The sequence below is a fragment of the Methylocella silvestris BL2 genome (genome assembly GCF_000021745.1).
GTDB lineage: Bacteria > Pseudomonadota > Alphaproteobacteria > Rhizobiales > Beijerinckiaceae > Methylocapsa > Methylocapsa silvestris.
This window is the reverse complement of record NC_011666.1, coordinates 2,674,777-2,699,886: the sequence shown is the minus strand read 5'-3', so window position 1 is coordinate 2,699,886 and position 25,110 is coordinate 2,674,777. Positions and strand designations below refer to the sequence as shown.

The following is a 25,110-nucleotide window of genomic DNA, read 5'->3' as shown; positions in this document are numbered from 1 at the left end:
ACATGAGCCTGTTCGCGCGCTTGCAATCGCAATTCTCACGCAAAAATGATGCGCCAGCCTTTGCTGGCCGCGAGTCTGGCGAGAGCATTCCCGGCGTCGATCTCGACGTCGATGACCTCTTGCGCATCCGTCATCTCGCCGAGCGCATGGATCTGCCGAAATCTGCGCCGCGCTCGACCTTGCCCGGCAATGTGGCGCATCGCCGGCGCGGCCGCGGCCTTGAGGTGCATGACATCCGGAGCTGGTCGGATGGCGACGACGTCCGCCATCTCGACCGCAATGTGATGGCGCGCACGGGAATTCCGCATGTGCGAACCTTTCGCGAAGAACGCGAACGCGCCGTTCTTCTCGTCGCGGACTTCCGGCCCTCCATGCTGTTTGGCACGCGGCGCGCGCTGCGCTCCGTCGCGGCGGCGGAGGCGCTGACCCTCCTCGGCTGGCGCGCCGCCCGCGACGGGCGCGTCGGCCTGATGGTCATTCAGCATGACGGCGGTCATCTGATCCGCTACGGCCGCGGCGCGCGGGCGATGATCGCCATGGTCTCCGAGCTCGCGCGGGCGCATCGCAACGCGCTGGCGAGCCGCTCAAGGCTCGATCCGCCGCTGACCGAGAGCCTTGAGGAAGCCGACCGGCTCGCCGGCAAGAACGCCGCAATCGTCGTCGCCACTGCGCTGGACGAGCCGGGACCGCAGTTCGACGAGATCGTGGCGCGGATCGCGCTACGGCGCGATCTTTCCTTCGCGCTCATCGCCGACCGGTTCGAGACCGCGCCGCCGCAAGGCTCCTATCCTTATGCAACAATGGCCGGCGCTGCGGGTTGGCTGAGCATCGGCGCGAATGAGCCGCAAAAGCCGGACGAGCGCGTCGCCCGGCTGCAGCGGCTTGGCGCGCGCGCCTTGAGCCTCGATTCCCGCCTCGATGTCGAGGCGATGGCGCCGCTGCTGGAGCGTCTCGATGGCTGACCCAGTGGAGGCGCTGGCCGGGCTGCGCCCGATCCATCTGCCGGCTGATTCGGGCGAGGTCGCGCTGATCGCGGCCGCCGCACTCGCCGGCGTCTGTCTCGCTCTCGCCGCAACGGCGTTGATCCGCCTCCTTGCCGGCCGTCGAGGCGCCGAGCGGCGCGCCGCGCTGGACGAACTCGCTCTGTCTCGCGGCCTTCCGCCGGATGAACGGCTGGCGGCGCAGGCCAGGCTCCTGCGTCGTCTCATGCGGACGATCGACGGCGAGGCGCCCCGCGGCCTGAACGGAGCGGCGTGGCTCGCCCGGCTCGACCGGATATTGGGCACGACCTTCTTCACCGCAGGAGCCGGCCAGGCGTTCGGCGAGCCGCTCTATCGCCGTTCGCAAGCCGCGACGGCCGAGACGCTGGATTTGGAGCTTTCGCGGCTCATCGCCAAGCTCCCGGCCAAGCTGCCGTCCAAGCTCCCGGTAAGGATTTCGCATTGAGCCTGAACGGATTTGATCTTGCCGCGCCGCTTGTTTTGGCGCTGCTGCCCCTGCCTCTCCTTGCGCTCAAATGGCGCCGCGACCGCGCCGCGACCGCCGGCGGCCTGACCATTCCGCGCGCCATCGCCGAGCGCCTCAAGGCGGGCGGGCGCGCCGCCGCGCGGCCGAGCGGCTCAAGGCTTGGCGTATTGCTCGCCTGGATCGCCTGGATTTTGCTCGTCGTCGCGCTGGCCGGACCCCGCACGATCGCCGCGAGCCCAGCGCAGCCCGCCTCCGGCCGCGACATTGTCTTTGCGCTCGATCTTTCCGGCAGCATGGCGGCCGAGGATTTCGTGCTCGACGGCCACGCCGCGAGCCGGATCGACGCCTTGAAGCGGGTCGGCGCCGCTTTGATCAAGCGCCGGACCGGCGATCGAATCGGCCTCGTGATTTTCGCTGAGCGCGCCTATGCCGCCGCGCCCCTGAGCTTTGACGTCGACGCGGTCAGCCGCACGCTCGCCGAGATTCCCTTGGGCCTTGTCGGCCATTCCACCGCCATCGGCGAAGGACTTGGCCTTGCGCTGAAGCGATTGACGGAATCGAAGGCGCCCTCGCGCGTCATCGTCCTGCTGTCGGATGGGGCCAATGACGCCGGCACCACAGACCCGACCGGCGTCGCCGAACTCGCCAATAATCTTGGCGTGAAAATCTATACAATTGGGCTTGGCGTGGTCGACACCCAGACTTTTAACGGCCTTGGCGATCCGGTCGATTTCCTCGCCTTGCAAAGGCTCGCCGAAATCGGCGGCGGCGAGGCTTTCCGGGTGCGCACGACCGAAGATCTGGCCTACGCCTCGGCGGCGATAGAGCGCCTCGTCGCCGGCGAGGCGGCGGCGAGCGTCTCGGTGCAGCAGCGCGAGCTCTGGCCCTATGCCGCCGGCCTTTCCTTTCTGGCTTGCGCCGGCCTCGGCTTTCTGCGCAGGCCGCAGCTATGATCGCTTTCGGCTCTTTCGCGCTGCTGCGGCCGTGGTGGCTGCTCGCCTTACCTCTCGCGGCGATGGCTTTTTACGCGATCAAGACGCGCGGCGGCGGGCTTGGCCAATGGGAGCGGGCCGTGGATCCGCCGCTTCTTTCCGCCATGGCGCGACGGGGGCTGCTTGCGCCCGGCGGCAAGTCCGATCTTGCTCCCGCTCTGTGGGCGCTCGTCGTTCTGGCGCTCGCGCTCAGCGGGCCGGCACTAAAACGCCGCGACGCCGACAGGTTCCGCAATCTCGACGCCAATCTGATCCTCGTCGATCTCTCGAGCGAGGCGACCGATCGCGCACAGCTGCGGCAGGCGACGACGGCGGCCCATCTTGCGCTGGAGGCCGGCGCCGCGCGACAGACCGGACTGATCGTCTATGCGGGCGACGCCTATCTCGCCGCGCCCATGACCGACGATTCCGCCGCGACCGGCTCGCTGATCTTCGCGCTTGACGGCGAGACCGTGCCCGATCCCGGCGTGCGGCCGGACCGCGCTCTGGCGCTGGCGCGCCGGCTCGCGGCGAACGCCAAGATCGTCGCCGGCGATGTGACGGTGATCTCCTCCGGCGCCGGCGTCAACGAGGCCGCCTTGAGCGAGGCGCGGGCGCTCGCCGCCGCCGGGCTCAAGGTGCATACGCTGTTTGCCTCGCAGGACAGCCGCGGCGAAAGCGGGCAAGGCGCGGGCCGCGCGGCGCTGGCGAAACTGGCCGCCGCGGGCGCCGGCGTCGCCGCCGACGCCGGGGGGCCGTCTCCGGTCACCGCCGCCATTGCCGGCCGCGCCATCCGCCGGCTCGGCGGCTCCAGCGTCGCCTCGCTCTACTGGCGCGACTATGGGCGCTATTTGGCTTTCGCCGCCTGCCTTCCTCTTCTCCTCGCGTTCCGCAGGATCGCGCGATGAGAAAGCTCATTCTCGCTCTGCTGATCGGGGCGCCTCTCGCTGGGCTCTATGTCTGGGGCCGGCCCGCTGCCGGACATCTCCTGTTCTCGCTCGGCTTTCCCTCCGCCGCGGCGGAATTCTTTCAAAATCCCGGCTGGAAAGGGGCGGCGCTGTATTCCGCCGGGCGCTGGAGCGAGGCGGCGCAGGCTTTCGGCGAGGCGCCCGAGAACGCCTATAATCGCGGCAACGCTTTCGCGCGCGAGGGCAATTACAAAGAGGCGGTCAAGGCCTATGAGGCGGCGATCTCCTTTGACCCGGATGACGAGGACGCGGCCGCCAACAGGGAGTTGATCGCCTCCCTGCTTTCGGCTGCGGGCGCGGACGGCGGCAAGAAGGAAGGCGGCGTCGCCAACGCCGACGCGACGCGGCAGATTCACACGCCGCGGGCGACGCCGGAATTGAGCGAGGCGACGAGTTCGGGCAGCGGCCTTGTCGGCACGGTTCAATCGAAATCGACCGGGCCGGACGGCGCCGGCTCTGCGCCGAAATCCGGCGTCGGCGATCCCGGCGCCGCGCGCGAGGGCGCCGGAAAGGCGACCGGCTCAGCCGGCAACGCCGAGGGGGAGGGCCGCGCCGGCGGCGTGCTGGTCGACATCACCAAACTGATGGCCGCGCGGGATCTCCGCTCCCGCCGCCGCCTCGAATCCCACGCCGTGCTGCCGACGCGCGACTGGCTCGACGCTTTGCCGGACGATCCCGGATCGTTCCTGAAACTGCATATTCTGTCGGAACAGGCGCGGCGCAAGGCTGGCGCGCCGGAGGCGAATGAGGATGATTGACGCGCAGATTTTTCGCCGGCGCAGGCTTGCAGCGGCGGTCGCAGCGATGTTCTGCACGCTGATTGTCACTATTCCCTACGCCAAAGCCGAACCGCTCAATCGGACCGAGGCCGTCATCGACGGGCCGAAGGAGGCGCCCTATGTCGGCGAAATGCTGCTGCTGCGTCTGCGCTCCTTTATCGGCGCGCCCGTCGCCGCCCATGAAATCTCGCAGCCGGACCTCATCAATTTCGACTGGCAACAGTTTGGCCGCGATTCGCCGGTCTCGACGACGATCAATGGCGTGACTGTGGCCGGCATTGAGCGGGTGATCGCGATCTATCCGCGCAGCGCCGGGCGGCTCACGATCGAGCCCTTCACGCGCAAGGTCGAACTCATCGCCCCGGACAACAGCCGCACCGAGACCGCCTTTACGTCCGCCCCGGTGACGCTCGACGTGCGCGCGCATGACGGCCTCGGCAAGCCGGGCGACTGGTGGTTGCCGGCGAAATCCGTCACCATCGCCGATCATTGGGATCCGCGCCCCGACCGGCTCGGCCTCAATGAGACGTCGCGGCGCACGATCACGATCGAGGCCTTAGGCCTGACCGCCGACCGCCTGCCGCCGCCGCCGAACATGCGCGCGCCGGGCGTGATCGTTTTCGCCGCTCCCGCCGAGCGCGCGACGATCACGACCGACGCCGGCCCCGTCGCGCGGGCGGTCTATCGCTACGACGTCCGTCCGATCTCAAGCGATCCCGCAAAAATGCCGGCCGTTCATATCCCCTGGTTCGATGTCGGCGAACGCAAGATGCGCGACGCCGCGATCCCGGCGCAGACCGTCGCCTTCATCGATCCGACCGCGCCGATGCGGGCCGCGGCGCCGGAAAAGGGCTCGATGTTGTCGTCCTGGCCGATCGCCGTGGGCGCGGCGAGCTTTGTCTGGACGGCCGCCCTCGCCTTTTTCATCCTCACGTCTCCCTCCTGGCGCGAATTTCTGTCGTCGCGATTTGGGCCGGCAGGGCGGCTGATGCGCGACATGCGCCGCGCCGCGCGCGCCGGCGATTTTTCGGCGTTCCGCGCGGCCACTCTGGCTTTGGCGCGCCTCGACGGCGCGCGCTGGCGCCGCGCCGCGTCCGCGCCGGAGATCGCGGACGCGATTGCGGCGATCGACGCGCGCCTTTTCGGGCGGGAAAGCGTTGCGGCCGCGCCGGATTTGTCGCGCCTCGCAAAGCAGATCGGCGTCGCCTGGCGGCAGGCGGCGATCCCGACGCCGCGCCAAACTGCGCTCGCGCCGTTGGACGGTTAGCTCCGCCAAAGGCAAAAAAGAGCGGCGAAAATCCGCCGCTCTTTTTTGTTGGTCTAATGAAAATTATTCGGCCGCGAGCAGCACGCCATGTTCGGCGAGCGCCGCGCGCACGCCCGCGCCATAGGCCCTGTCCGCCTTGTCGAAATGAGAGAGCTGGCGGTCGATGATGAACAGCGGCACCCCCGTCATCGCCTCGGCGATATTGTGGAACAGCTGCTGCTTTTGCGACTCCGACATCAGCCGGAACAGATTGCCGGGCTGCGTATAATCATCATTGCCGTCGCGATGATTGTAGCGGGCGGCGTCGCCGGCGATCGGCAGCGGCGGCTCTTCCGGCTGATTGGTCTGCGCCGGTCCGTTGAAGGAGTTCGGCTCATAATAGGCGTCCGGATTGCTCGACCAGTCAGGGCGCATCGGGCCGTCGAGATGATAGGTGTTGACGGCGTTCTTGGGCCGATTGACGGGCAGCGATTCATAATGCGTGCCGACGCGGTAGCGATGCGCGTCGGCATAGGAGAAGATCCGCGCCTGCAGCATCTTGTCGGGCGAGAAGCTGATGCCCGGCACGACATTGGATGGCGAAAAGGAGGATTGCTCGATCTCTGCGAAATAATTTTCCGGGTTGCGGTTGAGCTCCAGAACGCCGACCTCGATCAGCGGGAACTCGGCGTGCGGCCACACTTTGGTGAGGTCGAACGGATTGAACCAAGTCTTGCCGGCCTGCTCTTCCGTCATGACCTGGATGAAGAAGCGCCACTTCGGATAGTCGCGGCGCTCGATCGCGTCGTAAAGATCGCGCTGCGCGCTCTCGCGGTCCGTGGCGACAACGGCCTCGGCTTCGCGATTGGTCCAGTTCTTGATGCCCTGCATGCATTTGAAGTGGAATTTCACCCAATGGCGCTGGTTCTGCGCATTGATGAAGGAGAATGTGTGCGAGCCGAAACCATGGATGTGGCGCATGCCCTGCGGCAGACCGCGATCCGACATCAAGATCGTCACCTGATGCAGGCTTTCGGGGCTAAGCGACCAGAAATCCCACATCGCCGTCGGCGAACGCAGATTTGTCTTCGGGTGACGCTTCTGAGTATGGATGAAATCCGGGAATTTCAGCGGGTCGCGAACGAAGAACACCGGCGTGTTATTGCCGACGAGATCCCAATTGCCTTCCTCGGTGTAGAATTTCAGCGCGAAGCCGCGCACGTCGCGTTCGGCGTCGGCGGCGCCGCGCTCGCCGGCCACGGTCGAAAAGCGCGCCAGCGCCTCTGTCTTCTTGCCGATTTCCGAAAACAGCTTGGCGCTGGTGTAGCGTGTGATGTCATGGGTGACGGTCAGCGCGCCGAAGGCGCCGACGCCTTTGGCGTGGACCGTGCGCTCCGGAATACGTTCGCGATTTTGATGCGCAAGCTTCTCAAGCAGCTTATAATCTTCCATCAGCACCGGCCCGCGCGGGCCGGCGGTGATCGAGTTCTGATTGTCGGAGACCGGCGCGCCGCCGGTCGTCGTCATGATCTTGTTGGTCACAGGCGTATCTCCTGATGGCTATGTGGCGGCGAAGGTACCGAGCGCGGCTGCTGCCGTCGAAACGACAGTTTCGATGGTTGTGATCGCCTGCGGCGATGACCTGGCGGAATGTCTTGGCTCTGGGGAGGATCAGGCGTCGCGCGATCGTCACCGGGTTGAGCGAACAAGCGGAGCCTTGACGGCGGGTTTCTGCGTCAAGCTCGCGGCTGGGGGATCTGGTGCGGCCCTTGGACGCATAGTCGCTGCTTGGTAGGGTTCCGGCAAGCCGGTTAGACAGGTGCGGAATGGCCAAGAGTGCCGCCGGGGATAGTCACTTGCATTTTGCAAGCAAGTTTGCGATTTGAAGGGCGGCAAGATTGCGTCCTTGCGGACGCCGGATCGTGCGCCGGCGATTGCGGGCGGCAAGGCTCACGCCGCCCGAACAAGGCTCATGGAGTTGAATTTGATGACACCAATTGCTCCGGCCAGGCCGCTCGCGCGGCTGATGCTCGTCATCGGCATAACTCTTGGCGCCTTTGGCGCGCAGGCGGCGGAGGGACCGCCGCCGCCTGAAGTCACCGTCGCAAATCCGTTGGCGAAGCTGGTGCCGCGCTGGGACGAATATACCGGACGGTTCGAACCGCTGCAGCAGGTCGAGGTGCGTCCGCGCGTGTCGGGGGCGGTCGACACCATCAATTTCGTCGACGGCCAGATCGTCAATACTGGCGATCTTCTGTTCGTGATCGATCCGCGCCCCTACCAGATCGCCGTCGACAGCGCCAAAGCCGATGTCGCCAAGGCGAAGGCTCAGGTCGAGGTCGCCGCCAATGACGTCGTCCGAGCGCAGCAGCTCGTCGAAAGCCGCGCGATCACCTCGCGCGACGTCGACCAGCGCAAATCCGCGCTCGACATCGCCAGGGCGCAGCAGCTCAGCGCCGAGGCCGCGCTGCGTAACGCCCAGCTCAATCTGGAATGGACGCAGGTGCGCGCGCCGATCCCGGGACGCGTCTCGGACCATAAGGTCGACGTCGGCAATCTGGTGCAGGGCGGCCAGACCGGGGCGACGACGCTGCTCACCACCATCGTCACGCTCGATCCGATCCATTTCGTGTTCGACGCCTCGGAGGCCGATTATATTCGCTATGCCCGTCTCGCCACGGCCAAGGAGCGGCCGTCCTCGCGCGAATTCAAGAACCCGGTCATGGTGCGCCTCGCCGACGAAACCGACTGGACCCACAGCCACGCCGGCGTCATGGATTTCGTCGACAATCAGCTGAATTCGCGCGCCGGCACCATCCGCGGCCGCGCCGTGTTCGAGAACAAGGATCTGTTTCTCCTGCCCGGCACCTTCGGCCGCCTGCGTCTTTTCGGCGGCAACATCAATGCGCTGCTCATTCCCGACGCGACCATCGTCTCGGACCAGGCGAGCAAGATCGTCATGACGGTCGGCCCCGACAACAAGGTGGTCCCCAAGGCGGTGACGCTCGGCGCCATGCATGAAGGGCTTCGCGTCGTGCTCGCCGGCCTCAAGCCTGACGATCGCGTCATCATCGCCGGCATCGCCAACCCATTCGTGCGTCCAGGCGCGGTGGTCGTCCCCAAGACCGGCGAGATCGCCTTTCCTGTCGCCTCGAATTGACGCGCTCAAGGCGCTGAGGAACGCATAACGTGATCAGCGGGCTTTCAACGGTCCGCTTGCAACGATGAAACACCGAGCGCCGCCGCGGGTCAGGACAGCCCGCGCCGGCGCTGCCGCGTCACCGGTTAAGGACGAGCATGCGTTTTTCTCATTTCTTCATCGACCGTCCGATCTTCGCCGCGGTTTTGTCGATCATTCTAACGATCGCCGGCGCCATCGCGCAAAGATCGCTGCCCGTCTCCGAATATCCGGAGATTGCGCCGCCGACGGTCAACATCACGACGACCTATCCGGGCGCCTCCGCCGAAGTCATCGCGGCGACCGTCGCGACGCCGATCGAGCAGCAGGTCAACGGCGTCGACGACATGCTCTACATCACCTCGCAGTCGACCGGCGACGGGCGGCTCTCGATCGACGTGACGTTCAAGCCCGGCACGAATGTCGATCAGGCGCAGGTGCTGGTGCAAAATCGCGTCGCCATTGCGACGCCGCGTCTGCCCGAGCCGGTGATCCGGCAGGGCGTCACCGTGCAGAAGGCCTCGCCCGACCTCATGATGGTCGTGCATCTGATCTCGCCCGACGGATCGCGCAGCCAGCAATATATCTCCAATTATGCGACGCTCTATCTCAAGGATTCGCTGGCGCGCGTTGACGGCGTCGGCCGCGTCGATATTTTCGGCGCGCGCGACTACGCCATGCGCATCTGGCTCGATCCGGCGAAAGTCGCCGCGCGCAGCCTGACCGTCGAGGAAGTCGTCGCCGCCTTGCAGGCCGCCAATCTTCAGGTCGCGGCGGGCGCCATCAACCAGCCGCCGGTCTCCTCGCCATCCGCCTTCCAGCTGTCGGTGCAGACGCTGGGACGCCTGACCGATCCGGCCCAGTTCGAGGACATCGTCATCAGGTCCGACGCCGACGGCTATGTCCGCGTGCGCGACATCGGCCGCGTCGAGCTTGGCGCGCAGGATTATACCGTCAACGCCTATCTCGACCGCGACGTCGCGACGGCGATGGTGATGTTCCAGCGGCCCGGCTCGAACGCGCTGGCGACCGCGGCTGCGGTGCTCGCCGCTATGGAGACGGCGAAGAAGGATTTTCCGCCCGGCATCGATTATACCGTCGTCTATAATCCGACCGAGTTCATTCAGCAGTCCGTCGACGAGGTCGTGCACACGCTTTATGAGGCGATCGGCCTCGTCGTGCTCGTCGTCATCGTCTTCCTGCAGACCTGGCGCGCGGCGATTATTCCCGTCATCGCCATCCCGGTGTCGCTGATCGGCTGCTTCCTGTTCATGAGCGGCGTCGGCCTCACCTTCAACACGCTATCCCTGTTCGGCCTCGTGCTGGCGATCGGCATCGTCGTCGACGACGCGATCGTCGTCGTGGAAAATGTCGAACGCTATCTCGAACATGGCGCTGCGCCGAAAGACGCCGCGCATAAGACGATGGACGAGGTGGGCGGCGCGCTGCTCGCGATCGCCCTCGTGCTTTGCGCGGTGTTCATCCCGACCGCCTTCATCACCGGTCTGCAAGGCGCCTTCTACAAGCAGTTCGCCATCACCATCGCCAGCGCAACGGTCATCTCGGCCTTTGTGTCGCTGACCCTGTCTCCGGCGCTCGCCGCCATTCTGCTCAAACAGCGCGACCAGAACCCGAAAAAATCCGGATTTCTCTATCGTCTCGCAACGCCGCTTCGCTGGTTCTTCGCCGGCTTCAACTGGGTCTTTGAAAAGCTTAGCGCCGGCTATGGGGCGCTGACGGCGCGCTTGATCCGGATCAGCGTCGTCGTCCTGATCGTCTATGCGGGGCTCATCTATTTCGCCTTCGATATTCTGAACAAGACGCCGACAGGGCTCATTCCGCAGCTCGATCGCGGCTATCTTATCGCCGCCTTCCAGCTTCCGCCCGGCTCCTCGCTCGACCGCACCGACAAGGTGCTGCGGCAGGCGACCGACATTATCTTGCAGCGCCCCGGCGTCGAACATGCGGTGGTTTTCGCCGGCTTCGATGGCGCGACTTTCACCAACGCCACCAACACCGGCGTCATCTTCGTCGCGCTGAAGCCATTCAAAGACCGCGTCCCGGCGGGGCTGACGGCCCCCAAAATTCTGGCCGACGTGCGCCAGCATATTGCGGTTCTGACCGACGCCTTCGCCTTCGTGCTGGAGCCGCCTTCGGTTCCGGGCATCGGCACCGGCGGCGGCCTCAAGGGTTATGTGCAGGACCGATCGGGCCGCGGCCTGCCCGCGCTGGAAGGCGCGACCTGGGGCCTCGTCGGGGCGATCCACCAAAATCCGGGGTTCGTCCAGGCCTTCACTTTGTTCAACACCAAGACGCCGCAGATCTACGCCGATATCGATCGCACCAAGGCTGAGCTACTTGGCGTGCCGATCTCGCGCGTGTTCGACACGCTCTCCGTCTATATGGGCTCCGCCTATATCAATGATTTCAATATTCTCGGGCGCACCTACCAGGTCACGGCGCAGGCCGACAATCCCTATCGGCTGACGACGCGCGACGTCGCCAACCTCAAGACGCGCAACGCCAATGGCGATATGGTGCCGATTGGTTCGGTCGCCTCGCTGAACGACACGACCGGGCCGTTCCGCGTCACGCGCTATAACCTCTATCCCGCGGCCGAGGTGCAGGTCGCTCTGGCGCGCGGATTCTCGTCGGGGCAGGGCATCGCCGCGATCGAGGCGCTCGCCAAACAAACCCTGCCGCAGGGCTTTGGCTTCGAATGGACCGAAATCGCGCTGCAGGAAAAGCTCGCGGGCAATACGGCGATCCTCGCCTTTGGCCTTGCCGTCGTCTTCGTCTTCCTGCTGCTCGCCGCGCTCTATGAAAGCTGGGCGTTGCCCTTCGCGGTCATTCTGATCGTGCCGATGTGTATTCTGGCGGCGATGATCGGCGTCACCTGGCGCGACTTCGACCGCAACATTCTGGTCGACATCGGCCTTGTGGTGCTGGTCGGCCTTGCCGCCAAAAACGCGATTTTGATCGTCGAATTCGCCAAGCAGGCGGAGGAGGAGGGGCACACCCGCTTCGAGGCCGCGGTGTCGGCGGCGCGGACAAGATTGCGGCCGATCCTGATGACCTCCTTCGCCTTCATCTTCGGCGTTCTGCCGCTCGCCCGGGCGGAGGGCGCCGGCGCCGAAATGCGCCAGTCGCTCGGCACGGCGGTGTTCGCCGGCATGCTCGGCGTGACGATGTTCGGCCTTCTGTTCACCCCGACCTTCTATGTCGTGGTGCGCGGGATCTCGCTGCGGCTCGAGCGTTTGCGCGGCAAGAAGACGCCCCCGCCGCCGGGAGGCGAACATGGCGGCCGCGGCGACGAACACAAGGCGATGGTGGTGAAAGAGCCGGCGGGGAGTTGACAGGCGTCGGGCAAGGCGGGGGCGATCTGCATTGACCCTGTCACAATCCGGAGGTAGCGCTTTCGCAGCCCCGCGGAGACATGGCATGCTGCGTCGATTGTCTTTGAGCCTTCTCTTTGTCGCCTCCGCCATCTCTCTCGCGGCGCGGGCCGAGGACGTAAACGCTCCCATCGTCTTCGTCCAATTCATGGGAACGCCGGGCGAGCCCGACGCCGTGCCAATGCCGCCGGGCGAGGACGATCCGCAGGATTGGGAAGAGGAGGCCGAGGCCTCTGCGCCGTCGCGAACCTGCGTCAAGATGTGCGCGGCCGATGACAGCCCCTGCGATCCAATTTACTTCAAGACCGAAGATGGCCGCTGCGACGGCGTTCATATCCGCTGAAAATGCGGCCCCCTCATCCGGAGAAGCCGTAGAAGCGGCGCCTCGAAGGATGCGTTCAAGGCGTCCCTTCGCCACCCCGCTGCTGCCGAAATTGTGAACCTCGCTGCGGCGAGGGTTAATTGCGCAGGCGCAAAAACTAGCTATCATAATGAAAGCTAACGAAAGCGGCGCCGATGATGCGTCCGCCTTCGCTTGGCTGAGTCGCTCCCCGGCATATGGCCGGGGGCGGCGCGCGTCATCTCGCCCTGCTCATGCGCCGATCGCCAAAGATCGCGATGAACTCCGCGATGCAATCACCGACATCTTGGGAGATGCCCATGGCCTATACAATCAAAGTCAATGGCAAGGAACGAACGGCCGACGTGGATGGCGACACGCCGCTGCTTTGGGTGCTGCGCGATATTTTCGCGCTGACGGGAACAAAATTCGGCTGTGGCGTCTCGCTCTGCGGCGCCTGCACGGTGCATCAGGACGGCAGTCCGATCCGCTCTTGCATCACGACGATCGACAGCATCGGCGCCTCTGCGATCACCACGATCGAGGCGATTGGCGAGACCGAAGCGGGAGCAAAAATCCAAAAGGCCTGGCTGGCGACGGAGACGCCGCAATGCGGCTACTGCCAGTCTGGCCAGATCATGTCGGCGACGGCGCTGCTCGCCGGCAATCCACATCCCTCCGACTCCGATATCGACGACGCGATGACGGGCAATATCTGCCGCTGCGGCACCTATGGCCGCATCCGCGAGGCTATCAAGCTCGCCGCCAATGACGCCGGCGCCGTCAAGCAGGGAGGCTGAACCATGTTCCTCGACATCGAATCATCAGGCGCGTCGTCCGCCTCCCCTGCGGCGCCGTCGCGGCGCCAGTTCATCAAGGTCAGCGCCGCCGCCGGCGGCGGCCTGCTGCTCGGCTTCCATTTGCCGGGCGCCGCGCTGGCCGATGCGGCAAAGACGGGCGCCTTCGCCGGTTTCGCCCCAAACGCCTTCGTCCGCATCGGTCGCGACGGCAAAGTCGGGATCATTGTCGCGCAGGTGGAAATGGGTCAGGGCACCTTCACCTCCATGCCGATGCTGGTCGCCGAAGAACTTGAGGTCGGGCTCGACCAGATCAGCGTTGAGCAGGCGCCGCCGGACGACAAGCTCTACGCCAATCCGCTGCTCGGCTTTCAGGTGACCGGCGGCTCAACCTCCGTGCGCGCGCTGTGGAAGCCGCTGCTGACCACCGGCGCCGTGGCGCGCACGCTGCTGATCAAGGCGGCCGCCGAAGAATGGAAGGTCGATCCGTCAACTTTGCATGCCGACAAAGGCGAAGTGATCGACAAGGCCTCCGGCCGCAAGCTCGCCTATGGCGCGCTCGCGGACAAGGCCGCGACCTATCCGGTCCCGGACCAGGTTCCGTTGAAGGATCCGAAGGATTTCAAACTCGTCGGCACGCCGGCGAAGCGGGTCGATACCCATCTGAAAATCAATGGCTCGGCCAAATATGGCATCGACGTCATCCTCCCGGGGATGAAATTCGCCGACGTCGCCGCCTGCCCGATTTTTGGCGGCAAATTGAAGAGCGTCAATGACGAGAAAGCAAAGGCCGTCAGGGGCGTGCGCCAGATCGTCAAGCTTGATAACGCCGTCGCCGTCGTCGCCGATCATTATGGCGCAGCCAAGAAAGGCCTCGCCGCGCTCGAGATCGAATGGGACGACGGTCCGAACGCGCAATTCTCGCAGGACGAGCTCATCGCGCAGATGAAGCAGGCCGCGACCGTTGACGGCGCCGTCGGCGAAAAAGCCGGCGATTCGGCCCGTGCGATCGCCGGAGCGGCGCGAAAATTTACCGCCGTTTACGAGCAGCCCTTCCTCGCCCATGCCGCGCTCGAGCCACAGAACTGCACGGTCGACGCGCGCAAGGATGGCTGCGACATCTGGACCGGCACCCAGGTGATCACGCGGGCGCAGGCGGTCAGCGCCAAGGTTCTCGGCCTGCCAATCGAGAAAGTTCAGGTGCATAACCATCTGATCGGCGGCGGCTTCGGCCGCAGACTCGACGTCGACGCGATTGCGCAGGCGGTGGCCATCGCCAAACAGGTCGAAGGCCCGGTCAAGGTGATCTGGTCGCGCGAGGAAGACATCCAGCACGATGTCTACCGGCCCTACTACTATGACGTCCTGTCGGCGGGCCTCGACGACAAAGGCGGCGTCGCAGGATTCAGCCACCGCGTCGTCGGCTCCTCGATCCTGGCGCGCTGGGCCCCGCCCTTGTTCAAGAACGGGCTCGATTCCGACGCCGTCGAAGGCGCCTCTGGTCCCTACAGCTTCGACAATCTGCTCGTCGACTATGTCCGGCATGAGCCGCCCGCCGGAATGACGACTGGCTGGTGGCGCGGCGTCGGCTCGACCCACAATTCCTTCATGGTCGAAGGTTTTGTCGACGAGCTTGCGGCGGCGGCGAAGAAAGATCCGGTCGAATTTCGTCGCGCTTTGCTCGGCAAGGCTCCGCGCGCGAAAGCCGTGCTCGATCTTGCGGCGGAAAAGGCGGGTTGGGGTTCTCCGCTGCCGGCGGGCTCCGGCCGCGGCGTCTCAGTGATCTTGGCCTTCGGCAGCTATCTCGCGCAAGTCGCCGAAGTTTCGGTGGCGAGAGATGGCACGGTGCAGGTGACGCGAATCGTCTCGGCATTTGATTGCGGGCGGCAGGTGAACCCGAATACGCTGAAAGCGCAGATCGAGGGCGGCCAGATCTTTGGCATTACGGCCGCGCTCTATGGCGGAATCACCATCAAGGACGGGCGCGTGGAGCAGACCAATTTTGACAGTTACCAGTTGCTCCGAATCAATGAAGCGCCCAAGATGGAGACGTATTTTATTGAAAGTACTGAACCGCCGGGGGGAGCAGGCGAGCCTGGCACCGCCGGGATAGCGCCCGCCGTCGTCAACGCGATTTTTGCCGCGACCGGAAAGCGGCTGCGGAAACTGCCGATAGACGCCAACGCGCTAAAATCGGCCTGACCGGAAATTTGCGTGCCCTTGTCACGCAAAAATGTTCGGCGGCTGGACTTGCGAAAAAGGCGCGATTTGCAGCATGACCTCGAAAGAAGCTGCTGGCTTTAATCCGGGCGTCCTGCGCCCTCACAAGATCGGAGCGTCCGAGCAGCTCGCGCTCTCGGACGCTCCGGCCGCTTTTGTAACTGCCATGCGTCGCAAGAGCTTCGAAGCCATGGAATGCCCGATCGCGCGCAGTCTCGAAAGAGTCGGCGAATGGTGGAGCATGCTGATTCTGCGCGACGCCATCAACGGCGTCACGCGCTTCGACGCCTTCGAGGCGAGCCTCAAGATCGCCCCCAACATGTTGACTCGGCGGCTGCGCACGCTGGTCGAGGATGGGCTGCTCGAACGCCGGCTCTATAAGGAGCGGCCGAAGCGCTATGAATATGTGCTGACCGATCGCGGCCGCGATTTTTTCCCCGTGATTCTCGCTTTGCTGGATTATGGCAATCGCCATTTCGCGCCGGAGGGCGAGGCGCTGCAGATCGTCGATCTCGACACCGGCCGCGCGCTCGATCCCGTTCTCGTCGATCGCGCGACCGGCGAGCCTTTGGCCGGAAAGCGGCTGAAGCTTGCCCCGGGGCCGGCGGCGAGCGCGGCGATGTGCGAGCGCTACGCCGAAAAGCATGAGGCGTCGGCGCCGGCGCCGCGCCGGGTGAAACGCTAAAATCCCAGGCCGCCTCCCGTTTGAAGAAAGTTTTGGCGGGATGTCGATCCCGCCGCCGCTCATTCGTCGTATGATCAGCAAGGCCGGCTCGGCCTTCGCGGATCAGAGGAGGCAGGCGATGCGCGTTATGGTTCTGGTGAAGGCGACGAAAGACAGCGAGGCGGGGATCATGCCCGAAACCGCGCTCCTTGAGGCCATGGGCAAGTTCAATGAAGAGCTCGTCGCCGCCGGCGTGATGCTGGCCGGCGAGGGTCTGAAGCCGTCGGCGAAGGGCAAGCGCGTCGCTTTCGACGGCGCGAGCCGTATCGTCACGGACGGTCCCTTTGCCGAGACGCGCGAGGTGATCGCCGGCTTCTGGCTCTGGCAGGTCAAGGACATCGCCGAGGCAGTCGAATGGGTGAAGCGCTGTCCCAATCCGATGCCTGGCCCGAGCGAGATCGAAATTCGCCCGCTGTTCGAGGCCGCCGACTTCGGCGAAGCGCTAACGCCCAAACTCGCGGAACAGGAAGACCGGCTCCGCGAGAAGCTGGCCGGCCGCTGAGGCGTCGTCCGTCGCCGTGTTCTTTACGGCGCGGCGGAGATCACCGCGCCCACGCCTTATCCGGTGGTGGCGCGGAGGCCTGCCGTCAGAACCTGCGGCATGTCGAGCGTGGAAGGGATTTTCACCATCGACTGCGCCGTGGTTCGCTCCTCGAACATCGGCAGGACCGCGCGCAGCGTCTCAGTGACCTTGAGTCCCATATTCATCGGGAAGGCCGGGTTGGTGCTGTGCCACGCATGCGGCGCGGTATAGTCAGCTTTAATGTCCGGCCGGGAGTTGAGAGCGCCGAACCAATCCCACTCCCCCATCACGTCGATTACATTGTGGAACGGCACAGGCATGCCGATCTTGGCGCTGATCGTGACGATGCGCGAGGTAGCGGCGAGTTCGAGTGCCTTAGCCGGATGCTCCGCAACGATCGCATACAAGGCTTCAGAGAGAACGAGATTTCCTTTGGAGTGACCGATCAGCAGCTTTCCAGCAAAGTGATCATGGGTCAGGAGCGTGATGACGGTTTCCGTATCCTTGCTGGTTCGCGTCCACGCGACGCCGTCGCTCGCTTCCAGCGACTGCTCTGTCTTGGAGAAGCTTTTTGAGGCGGCGTCGAGCGGCTCGAAAATGTGGCGGATGCTGTTGAGGCCGCCGAACCAGAAGAATCCGCCGAGCGCTTCGGTCAGGACGTCGGCAAGGCCGTAACCTGAAACCACGGCGGCGACCGGCTTGCCGAGTGCATCCGCGACATTGCGCGCGAAAGCCGCGGCGCCGAGGGCGGAGCTGCCGACGCCCGCGACCGCCAGCGCGGCGACATCTCCGCCATCCCTGAAAAATTCCTGCGGCGTCAGGAAAAGCTGGATCTTTCCCTGCCCCGATGGCGGGACGGCAAGAACCGCCCCCTCGCGCGCGAGCCAGAACGCGAGATCAGGCGTCTCCTCGGGCGTGACCACGTCTACATCGTAGAACAAGGCGTCGAGAACGGCGTTGCGCCGTTGGATCGCCCCGAGCACGACCGTTCGAAACGGGTTGTCCGCAAATTTCGCGGGAAAAGCGGCGGAGCGATCAAGCTGAATATTGCCGAGCGTCGAGAGCGTGCTCATGCTTAACGTCCTCATCTGGGCGTTGCAGCTGCAGAATGTCCTATTTTCGCACTGTAGGGAAGCCGGCAATTCGGGGCGCCAATACCACTCTCGTCGTAATGGCGAATTCTACACGCTTGGCGAGCAGGCCGCGCTACGCTGTCGTGTCCAGATCCCATTCGAGCGTGGCGTGGCTCCAGCCTTGTTGCGGCGTCTCGCGTCCCCAAAGCCTCTGGCGCCCGAAACCGTGGCGGATCAACAGATTCATGAAGATGCCAGGTCCGCTCGAATAGATCCGCCAGCCGCCTTCGAGGCCGATTTCGCCGCGCTTGAGACGATCCCAATCGGCGCTGGCCGAAGCGCGGTCGGCAAAAGCGGCGTCGCTGCTGGAGAAGAAGGCGTTGCGCTGGCGCGGCAGGGCGCTTTCAAGCCTGTCGCCGATCGAGATGGGATTTACCGCGCCAAGCGCGTCGGAAAGCCCGTCGAGATCCCCGCGGTGGGCCAGCGCCTCGCCGAAGCGTAGATGGGAATGTACATACATGAGCCCGATTTCGCGGCCAAAAAAACTCGCCGATTCGGCGCGGCGAAAAATGCTCTGCGGACCGCCGTGATAGGGAACGGGGCGGTCCATCAGCCGGGCTCCATCGGCAAACAGAAGATGGTCGTTGATAATGCGAACATGGTGTTCCGCCTGATCTGGCGTAAACAGATCGCCGATGATCGAGCGCGTCATCGGCAGCAGCGAATAATGCAGGCCGGTGCGCGCGTCGCGCGGATGCAGCAGCAATTCCGGCCCGGAAGCGCCGGGCTCGAAGACGCCATAGCCGGCCACGATTCCATCGCCGACCAACAAGGCGTTGAAGTCGGCCCGCATAGCGTCCGCGAGTTCGGTGAGCGAGGTCGCTTCGCCGGCGCGCGCGGTTTTTTCAAGGATGGCGGCGTAGCGGCCCAGTTGTTGATAGAGCAGGCTGACCGTCCAGCTCGACGCCATAATGTCGCGCATCGTCGGATCGACGGGTTGTAGCGAATCGTTCCAGTCGCCGTGGCCATAGGAGAGGAGATGCGTTCCCGGCACGAAGCGCGCGCGAATGGCCTCGATCAGTTTCTCGATATGGCGGAGAACGCTGTCCTTGCGCGGGGTGCGCTCGAGATCCTCCCTGCCGCGCCACACGATATGCTCGTCAAGAAATGCGAAATCGCCCGTCGCCTCGATGTAGTCGTTGACGGCTTTCAGCGGCCATATGATTACATCGCCATGGCTGACGCGATCCTGAATGATCGCATAGGGATCGAGCATGAACCATTGCGGCCAATCGCCTGTCTCTGCATATTGCTGGGCGAAGACGAGGCGCAAAATCTCCTTGACTGGCTCGTCGTGACGCAGCGCCAGCAACAGCTCGACAGGACCCTGGCAGACGTCGCGCACGCCCCAGGCCGCGCCGGTATATTGTTCGAGCCCGTGCGGAACGGTAAGGTGGATCATCGCGTCATGCGCAAGCCAGGGGATCAGCGTATCCAGCGCGCGATCGCCCTGGACGCGAGCGCCGCGGGTGATGCGTTTCCAGAATTCTTGCGCGGCCTCCAGAAGTTCTTCGCGCAAAATCCGGCGCGCATATTTTTCGGCGAGGATCTTGGCTTCGGCGCCGCTCGTCATTGAGCCGACGACAGCGAAGGAGAAGGCTGTGACCGGCCTCGTGCGGAGCGCGACGCAGGAACCGTCGGATTGATGAGCATCCTCATATAATAATTCGTCGCCGCCGATCGCCGCGATGTCAGCGGGCTCTGGGCTGACGATATGATAGGCGGCTTGAGGATAGCGCTGGCCCCACAGCCAGTCCGGATCGGGGCGCAGCGTCACGCGCATCGAAACAGGGTCGATTTCGACCCGGCTATGATGATCATATTCGCGCTCGCCTAAAGCGAGATGGCCAAAAACAAGGAAGCGGCAGGGCTCGCCTTCGAAATCGAGCGCAAACGCCATCGCCGAATCTGCGCCGGACACGATCGCAGATACGATGATCGTTCGCGCGCCGATCCTGTAGATCCAGCGGCAGTCATTGAGCCCGATCTCGAAAGCCGATGGCGTCGCGAGCAGGCGCCAACGTCCATCGATCTCGGCGAGCATGCGCAGGCCGCTTCCGCGCGTGACATTATAGGGATCGCGCGAGACCGAAAACAGCTTGTGGAATGAGGTGTTGCCGATTGTCAGCTGCGCCGCGAATACGCCATGCATCCAGGCCGTCGCGCAGAGCGTCGAATCATCTGGCAGCATGGCGGCGCCGGAGCGCATCAGCGCGCCATGGCGGCGCGTCACGATCCGCTCCTTGTCGCGCAACACGACATGCCGATTATGCGGCCCGTCCGGCGTGAAGAAAGACATCAGCCGGCCGTCAATCCACTCCTCCTCGAAGCGGTCTGGGTAGAGGCGCGCGATCTCGTCATCGTCGAGGGCGTCGGCGATCGCAACTGGCGCGGCTTCAACTATGCTGCGCGCCGGGCGCGCCATGAGCGGCGCCTCGGAAAAATCCGGCGCGCGCCAGTCGATCGCATCGATGCGCGCAAGATCCACGTCGCTTGAGGCCTGTGGCTGATCCGGCGCGAACAGCCCAAAAAACGTTCGGGATTCACGCGCGCCCGCGCCGAGCCGCAGCGGCGTCGACTGGATCGCGACGCAGGCCATCTCATGTTGCAGCCGCTGGTTCGGCAGGTCCGTTCCATAAGGAAAACGAAACAAGTCGGAGTCGCGGAAGGCGGGGCCAAACAGCTGCTTGCCGTCCGTCGCAAAGCCGGCGGCGCCGTCAAAACACCCATGCATGGCGAAGGGACAGAACCCGTCCTGCGCGAGATTCTGGCGGCTCATCACAACAGGGCCGAAACGCTCATGCGGGCTGATAAAATGATCGACATATTGCGAGACATAGGCCTCATTGTTCATGAGGAAACCGCGCGGCCCAAGGCCGATGTCCTGGATTAAAATCGCATCCATCGCGCGCGGCTCGCCGCCGCGGTTCTCGACATCGAGGCGCCAGATCCAGGCGCTGGCGCTCGGCTGCAAGAGCAGCGTGACGCGGCGAAAAATTCCATGCGATTGGCTGTCCCAGACAAAGCGGTCGGCGCCTTGCCCAAACATCGCCGCGCCCGGGCCGGTTATCTCGATCGGCTCTTCGCCCTCGATCCGCAGATAGATGCGGGAGATCGCGCCTGCGACGGGCGAGCCGAGCGTCTGATTGACGAGGACCGGCGCGCCGGCGCCTTGATGCTCGATCGCAAACAGCGCGCCATTCGGCAGCGCGGCGACGGACAGGCCGCAAGCGTTCGAAATTCGGCGAAGGCCAAGGTTCTCATCGCGCGGCGTTGTCCAGCGGCGCGCCTCAATGCCGGTCATTTAAATCTCGGTCTTGGCTGTTGCTTGGGGAATCAGGGAGCAGAGGCCGCAGAATGGCGGGGCGAGGCCGCGGCCCGCAACCGAAAAGATGGAACCTTCATCGCAAATCGACGTATGCTGCTTCAAGGCGCAAAGATCCTGCGAAGGGACAGGCGCTCCAAAAGGAGGCGGCGATGCCGGAGCAGGCGACCGTGGCGTCGGAACAGATCGCGGCTTTGCGTGGTCTTGAGCTGTTCCGAGATCTTTCGGATAAAAGCCTGAGCCTGATCGCCGGCCGGCTGCGCGTGCGGGAGCTTGCGCGCGGCGAGCTTCTTCTGAAAGAGGGCGACGACGCCTTCGCTTTCTATCTCGTCCTCTCGGGCCGGTTTGAGGCGCGCGTCGCCGAGCGAGACCAGATCGTCGCCGAGATCGGCCCCGGCCAGCCGATCGGCGAGATCGCCTTTTTCGCGGGCGGTCGCCGGCGCGCGAGCGTTATTGCGCTGCGCCCTTCGACCGTTATCGAGATCGACTATGTCGCCTTCGAGCGCATCAAGGCGCTGGCGCCGGGGGTCGAGCGCACGCTGATCGAATGGCTGGCGAAGCGGCTCGACGCCACGACGCGCAACATGCTGCACCTGCCTAAACTCGCCCCAGCAAGTGGGATCGCCATTGTCAGGGGCGGGAGCGGCGCGGTCCCGCCGCTGTTTTTTGAGCGGCTCGCGGCGGCGCTCTCCGGTTCTGAAAAGGCGCGCATCCTCTCCAGCGTCACGGATCTCGGAGCCGAGCCCGCGCCGCCGGTCGCGATTTTCCTGACCGACGAGACGCTGACCGAATGGACCCGCGCCCGCCTGCGGCTTGCCGACGAACTCGTGGTCGTCGTTGACGGCGACGAGCCGCAGCCGCCAAACGAGATCGAGGCCTTCGCCTTTGAGCTGATTCCGCCCGCGCGGCGCAGGCTCGTGCGCCTTCATCCGCGCCGGCGCGGCGCCGTGACCGGAACGCGGCGATGGCTGGAGGGCCGCGACATGGGCATGATCCACCATGTCTCGCTGGAGGACGGCCAGGATTTCGCCAGTCTCTCGCGCTTTCTAACGGGCCGTGCGACGGGCTTCGTCGCAGGCGGGGGCGGCGCATTCGGCGTGGCTCATATCGGCGTCTACAAGGCGCTGAGCGAGCGCGGGCTGTCATTCGACATGTTCGGCGGCTCCAGCGTCGGCTCAGGGATGGCGGCGGCCTTTGCGCTGCTGCGCGGCACGCAAGAGGTTCTTGCCGGCGTCCGCCATATTTTCATCGAAAGCCGCGCGCTGCGGAAAATGACCATTCCGCGCTATTCGCTGCTGGATCATCGCCCCTTCGACGAGGCGCTGAAGCGCCGTTATGGCGAGACCGATATCGAAGACGTCTGGAAGCCGTTTTTCGCCATCGCCACCGATCTGTCGATGAACCGGATGCAGCTTTTGCGCTCCGGCCCGGTCTGGCGTGCGGTGCGGGCGTCGAGCTCGATTCCGGGCGTGCTGCCGCCAGTCATCACCAAAGAGGGCGCCATGCTGGTCGATGGGGCGATCGCCGACAATGTGCCGCTGGAGCCCATGGCCTCGCTGAAATCGGGCCCCAATGTCGTCGTTTCCCTCGGCCTGCCCCCATCGCCCCCGCTCGATGTGGATTATGACAGGCTTCCCGGCCGGCTGGAGCTGGCGCTTGCCTATCTCAACCCGTTGCGGCGCAATCTGCCGCCCTGTCCGGGGCCGATCAGCGTCATCCAGAAATCGGTGTTCAGCAATGCGCGGCAGGATTGCTTCGCGCGCGGGCGCGAGGACCTAATCCTGTCGCCGCCCGCCTCCGCGGGATCGAGTTTCCTCGACTGGTCGCGATTCGAGGACGTATTTGAAACCTCCTATGAGTGGGCCCGGCGCGAATTGCAGCGGCTGGAGGAGGAGGGTGACCCGGCGCTCGCGGCGCTCGACGGGAGCCGAGAATGACGCCGAAACATTGCAGACTTGCAGACCGACAGGATGCTCCATAATCATGGGTCGAGAGCTTGAGCGCGGCGGGTTCGCCCGCGCGGTCTAATCAAAAACGAAAAGGGACCGGATATGTCAGATCATGTCTATAAGGTGGTTGAACTTGTTGGCTCCTCGCCCGTCTCGACCGACGAGGCGATCAGGAACGCGATCGTCCGCGCCAGCGGCACGCTGCGGAACCTGCGCTGGTTCGAGGTGGTGGAGACGCGGGGCCATATTGAGGACGGCAAGGTGCATCATTTTCAGGTGACGCTGAAGGTCGGCTTCACCCTCGACTGACGCCGCCACTCAGGCCAACGCCGCCTCGATGGCGGCGACGATTTCCGGCGCGTCGGGAACCGTTCGCGATCCGAACGAAGCCTTGAGCGCGCCGTCCCGCCCGATCAGATATTTGTGGAAATTCCATTTCGGCGCGGCGGCCTCGCCAAGTTCGCTGGCGATTGCGCGATAGAGCGGATGCGCCGCCGCGCCCGCCACCTTTTCCTTGGAGGCGAGCGGGAATTCGATGTTGAATTTCAGCGCGCAGAATTGCTTGATATCGGCTTCTGTCCCCGGCTCCTGGCCGCCGAAATCATTTGACGGCACGCCGAGCACGACGAGCCCGCGGTCCTGATATTTGCGGTAAAGTTCTTCCAGCGCCTCATATTGCGGCGTCAGTCCGCAGGCCGACGCCGTGTTGACGAGAAGCACGGCCTTGCCCTTGAAAGTTTCGAGCGGCAAGGCGTCGCCATCGATCGTCCGAAGCGAATAATCATAGGCGTTCATCTCTTCGTCCTTCCCCGATTGGCGCGTGGATCATAAAGGCATTTTCGGCGCGGGCTAGGCAAGAGGCTTCCCGGCCGATGAAAGGGGCGCAGCGCGCCCGCGCGCTCGCGGCGGATCGACGCGCATGCGCTCAAGCTGTATCTTGCAAGAAATAGCTTGAATGCTTCGCTCGCCCGGACGCCGAAAATGCTGGTTCGCCATTTGTCCTATTTTGTCACGCTCGCGCGGGAGCGGCATTTTGCGCGCGCCGCGCAGCTCTGCAACATTGCGCAGCCCACCCTGTCGGCGGCCATTCGCAAGCTGGAGGAGGCGCTCGGCGTCCAACTCGTCATACGAAGCCCGCGTTTCGTCGGCCTCACGGCCGAAGGCGAAAAAGTCCTGATGTGGGGACGCCAGATCGTCACGGACTACAACAGCCTGCGCGACGACATCAGCGGCGCGGGGCGGGCGCTCACGGGTACCCTGCGCCTCGGCGTCATTCCGGCGGCGATGCCGGCGATCTCCTTCGTGACCTCCCGCTTTGCGCGGACCCATCCGGCGGCGACGGTCGATGTGCGGTCGATGACCTCGCGCGAAATCGAGCGCATGCTGCACGCCTTCGAGATCGACGGCGGCGCGACCTATCTCGAAAATGAGCCGCTGGAAAATCTTCGCCAGATGCCGCTCTACCGCGAGCGCTACGTCTTCGTCGCCAGGCGCACGGCTGCTCTCGCCGCGCGCCAAGCAATCAGCTGGAAAGAGGCCGCCAGCAAGCCCTTGTGCCTGCTCAGCGACGACATGCAGAACCGGCGCATCATCGACAAGCTCGCCAAATCGATCGGCGTCACGGTCAGCCCGAAAATCGTGAGCAATTCCTTCCTCGGCGTCTGCTCGCATCTGCGCCACGGCGAATGGGCGAGCATCGTGCCGCATAGTTTCTTTTATGTGTTTGGCGCGGCGCCGGACCTCATCGCGCTCGATCTCGTCGAGCCCGTCCATAGCCAGATGATCGGCCTCGTCCTTCTCGATCGGCAGCCGCCGTCGCCCATGGCCGGCGCCCTGTTGCGATCCGTGCTGAACCTTGACGTCGAGGCCGGGCTGAAGGAGGCGAGGCCGTGACTTGATCGACGACGTCTATCAATTGTTCCATGTATTTCATTGGATTTTATCTTATAATGGCGCGAGCGTCCGTCCGTTCGATGCAGGAGAGGAAAGAACTCTCTGCAGAAAGTCGAATGAGGAAACGTTCCAGGAAAGACGTCAAGACTAAGCTTTCTGGCATAGTTGCGCGATAGACTGGCGTTGCGCTAGATCAGGCTTA

Annotated in this window: 20 protein-coding genes; 16 read left to right on the top strand and 4 right to left on the bottom strand. The window is 64.6% G+C overall.

The features are described from left to right. Positions 1-2: 2 nt before the first annotated feature. Genes MSIL_RS12610 through MSIL_RS12585 form a run of 6 tightly spaced genes read left to right on the top strand, consistent with a single transcriptional unit; the run spans position 3 to position 5,452 of the window. Positions 3-962: a DUF58 domain-containing protein gene (locus MSIL_RS12610; protein ID WP_012591469.1), complete on the top strand. Its 960-nt coding sequence runs from the start codon at positions 3-5 to the stop codon at positions 960-962. Further along, a complete protein-coding gene (locus MSIL_RS12605; protein ID WP_012591468.1) occupies positions 955-1,446 on the top strand; it encodes a DUF4381 domain-containing protein in 492 nt (163 codons plus the stop codon). Before MSIL_RS12610 ends, MSIL_RS12605 begins: the two co-directional genes overlap by 8 nt. Then, entirely contained in the window at positions 1,443-2,420 is a 978-nt protein-coding gene (locus MSIL_RS12600) for a VWA domain-containing protein (protein ID WP_012591467.1), read from the top strand. The genes MSIL_RS12605 and MSIL_RS12600 overlap by 4 nt, the downstream gene beginning before the upstream one ends. Further along, positions 2,417-3,346: a VWA domain-containing protein gene (locus tag MSIL_RS12595; protein WP_012591466.1), complete on the top strand. Its 930-nt coding sequence runs from the start codon at positions 2,417-2,419 to the stop codon at positions 3,344-3,346. The genes MSIL_RS12600 and MSIL_RS12595 overlap by 4 nt, the downstream gene beginning before the upstream one ends. Next, positions 3,343-4,164, top strand: coding sequence for a tetratricopeptide repeat protein (locus MSIL_RS12590; RefSeq protein WP_012591465.1), 822 nt, complete (start codon positions 3,343-3,345; stop codon positions 4,162-4,164). The genes MSIL_RS12595 and MSIL_RS12590 overlap by 4 nt, the downstream gene beginning before the upstream one ends. After that, positions 4,157-5,452, top strand: a complete 1,296-nt coding sequence (locus MSIL_RS12585; protein ID WP_012591464.1) for a BatD family protein — start codon at positions 4,157-4,159, stop codon at positions 5,450-5,452. The genes MSIL_RS12590 and MSIL_RS12585 overlap by 8 nt, the downstream gene beginning before the upstream one ends. Before the next feature lie 63 nt (positions 5,453-5,515). Here the strand turns inward: MSIL_RS12585 and MSIL_RS12580 are convergent, their stop codons facing one another. Continuing rightward, positions 5,516-6,958 carry a catalase gene (locus tag MSIL_RS12580; RefSeq protein ID WP_187148727.1) on the bottom strand — a complete coding sequence of 481 codons (1,443 nt, stop codon included), beginning with the start codon at positions 6,956-6,958 and terminating at the stop codon, positions 5,516-5,518. 460 nt (positions 6,959-7,418) lie between these two features. Between MSIL_RS12580 and MSIL_RS12575 the strand changes: the two genes are divergently transcribed. The 7 genes from MSIL_RS12575 (at position 7,419) to MSIL_RS12550 (ending at position 16,587) form a co-directional block, all read left to right on the top strand. Then, complete coding sequence (locus MSIL_RS12575; protein WP_012591462.1) at positions 7,419-8,591, top strand: efflux RND transporter periplasmic adaptor subunit; 1,173 nt, start codon at positions 7,419-7,421, stop codon at positions 8,589-8,591. Positions 8,592-8,728: 137 nt separating this feature from the next. Continuing rightward, positions 8,729-11,965 (top strand): efflux RND transporter permease subunit, encoded by a 3,237-nt coding sequence (locus tag MSIL_RS12570; protein ID WP_012591461.1) that lies wholly within the window; start codon positions 8,729-8,731, stop codon positions 11,963-11,965. A gap of 85 nt (positions 11,966-12,050) precedes the next feature. Further along, on the top strand, positions 12,051-12,347 hold the full coding sequence (locus MSIL_RS21705) for a hypothetical protein (protein ID WP_012591460.1): 297 nt from the start codon (positions 12,051-12,053) through the stop codon (positions 12,345-12,347). Between the two features lie 317 nt (positions 12,348-12,664). Continuing rightward, the gene (locus MSIL_RS12565; RefSeq protein WP_012591459.1) at positions 12,665-13,144 is read left to right on the top strand and encodes a (2Fe-2S)-binding protein; all 480 of its coding nucleotides are present in this window, start codon (positions 12,665-12,667) and stop codon (positions 13,142-13,144) included. A 3-nt stretch (positions 13,145-13,147) separates the two neighbouring features. Continuing rightward, positions 13,148-15,343 carry a xanthine dehydrogenase family protein molybdopterin-binding subunit gene (locus MSIL_RS12560; protein WP_012591458.1) on the top strand — a complete coding sequence of 732 codons (2,196 nt, stop codon included), beginning with the start codon at positions 13,148-13,150 and terminating at the stop codon, positions 15,341-15,343. A 184-nt stretch (positions 15,344-15,527) separates the two neighbouring features. Next, positions 15,528-16,046 (top strand): winged helix-turn-helix transcriptional regulator, encoded by a 519-nt coding sequence (locus tag MSIL_RS12555; protein WP_083772309.1) that lies wholly within the window; start codon positions 15,528-15,530, stop codon positions 16,044-16,046. 118 nt (positions 16,047-16,164) lie between these two features. After that, positions 16,165-16,587, top strand: coding sequence for a YciI family protein (locus MSIL_RS12550; RefSeq protein ID WP_012591456.1), 423 nt, complete (start codon positions 16,165-16,167; stop codon positions 16,585-16,587). Between the two features lie 56 nt (positions 16,588-16,643). Here the strand turns inward: MSIL_RS12550 and MSIL_RS12545 are convergent, their stop codons facing one another. Both MSIL_RS12545 and MSIL_RS12540 read right to left on the bottom strand, forming a co-directional pair. Continuing rightward, complete coding sequence (locus MSIL_RS12545; protein ID WP_012591455.1) at positions 16,644-17,681, bottom strand: hypothetical protein; 1,038 nt, start codon at positions 17,679-17,681, stop codon at positions 16,644-16,646. Between the two features lie 133 nt (positions 17,682-17,814). Further along, the gene (locus MSIL_RS12540) at positions 17,815-21,045 is read right to left on the bottom strand and encodes a GH36-type glycosyl hydrolase domain-containing protein (RefSeq protein ID WP_012591454.1); all 3,231 of its coding nucleotides are present in this window, start codon (positions 21,043-21,045) and stop codon (positions 17,815-17,817) included. A 173-nt stretch (positions 21,046-21,218) separates the two neighbouring features. On the opposite strand from MSIL_RS12540, the gene MSIL_RS12535 reads away from it, so the two are divergent. Both MSIL_RS12535 and MSIL_RS12530 read left to right on the top strand, forming a co-directional pair. Continuing rightward, on the top strand, positions 21,219-23,003 hold the full coding sequence (locus tag MSIL_RS12535; RefSeq protein ID WP_012591453.1) for a patatin-like phospholipase family protein: 1,785 nt from the start codon (positions 21,219-21,221) through the stop codon (positions 23,001-23,003). A 114-nt stretch (positions 23,004-23,117) separates the two neighbouring features. Then, complete coding sequence (locus tag MSIL_RS12530) at positions 23,118-23,324, top strand: dodecin (protein ID WP_012591452.1); 207 nt, start codon at positions 23,118-23,120, stop codon at positions 23,322-23,324. Between the two features lie 9 nt (positions 23,325-23,333). Here the strand turns inward: MSIL_RS12530 and MSIL_RS12525 are convergent, their stop codons facing one another. Further along, positions 23,334-23,810 (bottom strand): glutathione peroxidase, encoded by a 477-nt coding sequence (locus MSIL_RS12525; RefSeq protein WP_012591451.1) that lies wholly within the window; start codon positions 23,808-23,810, stop codon positions 23,334-23,336. A gap of 186 nt (positions 23,811-23,996) precedes the next feature. Here MSIL_RS12525 and MSIL_RS12520 point away from each other — a divergent pair, with 186 nt between their 5' ends. Beyond that, positions 23,997-24,908, top strand: coding sequence for a LysR family transcriptional regulator (locus tag MSIL_RS12520; protein WP_012591450.1), 912 nt, complete (start codon positions 23,997-23,999; stop codon positions 24,906-24,908). Positions 24,909-25,110 lie beyond the last annotated feature (202 nt).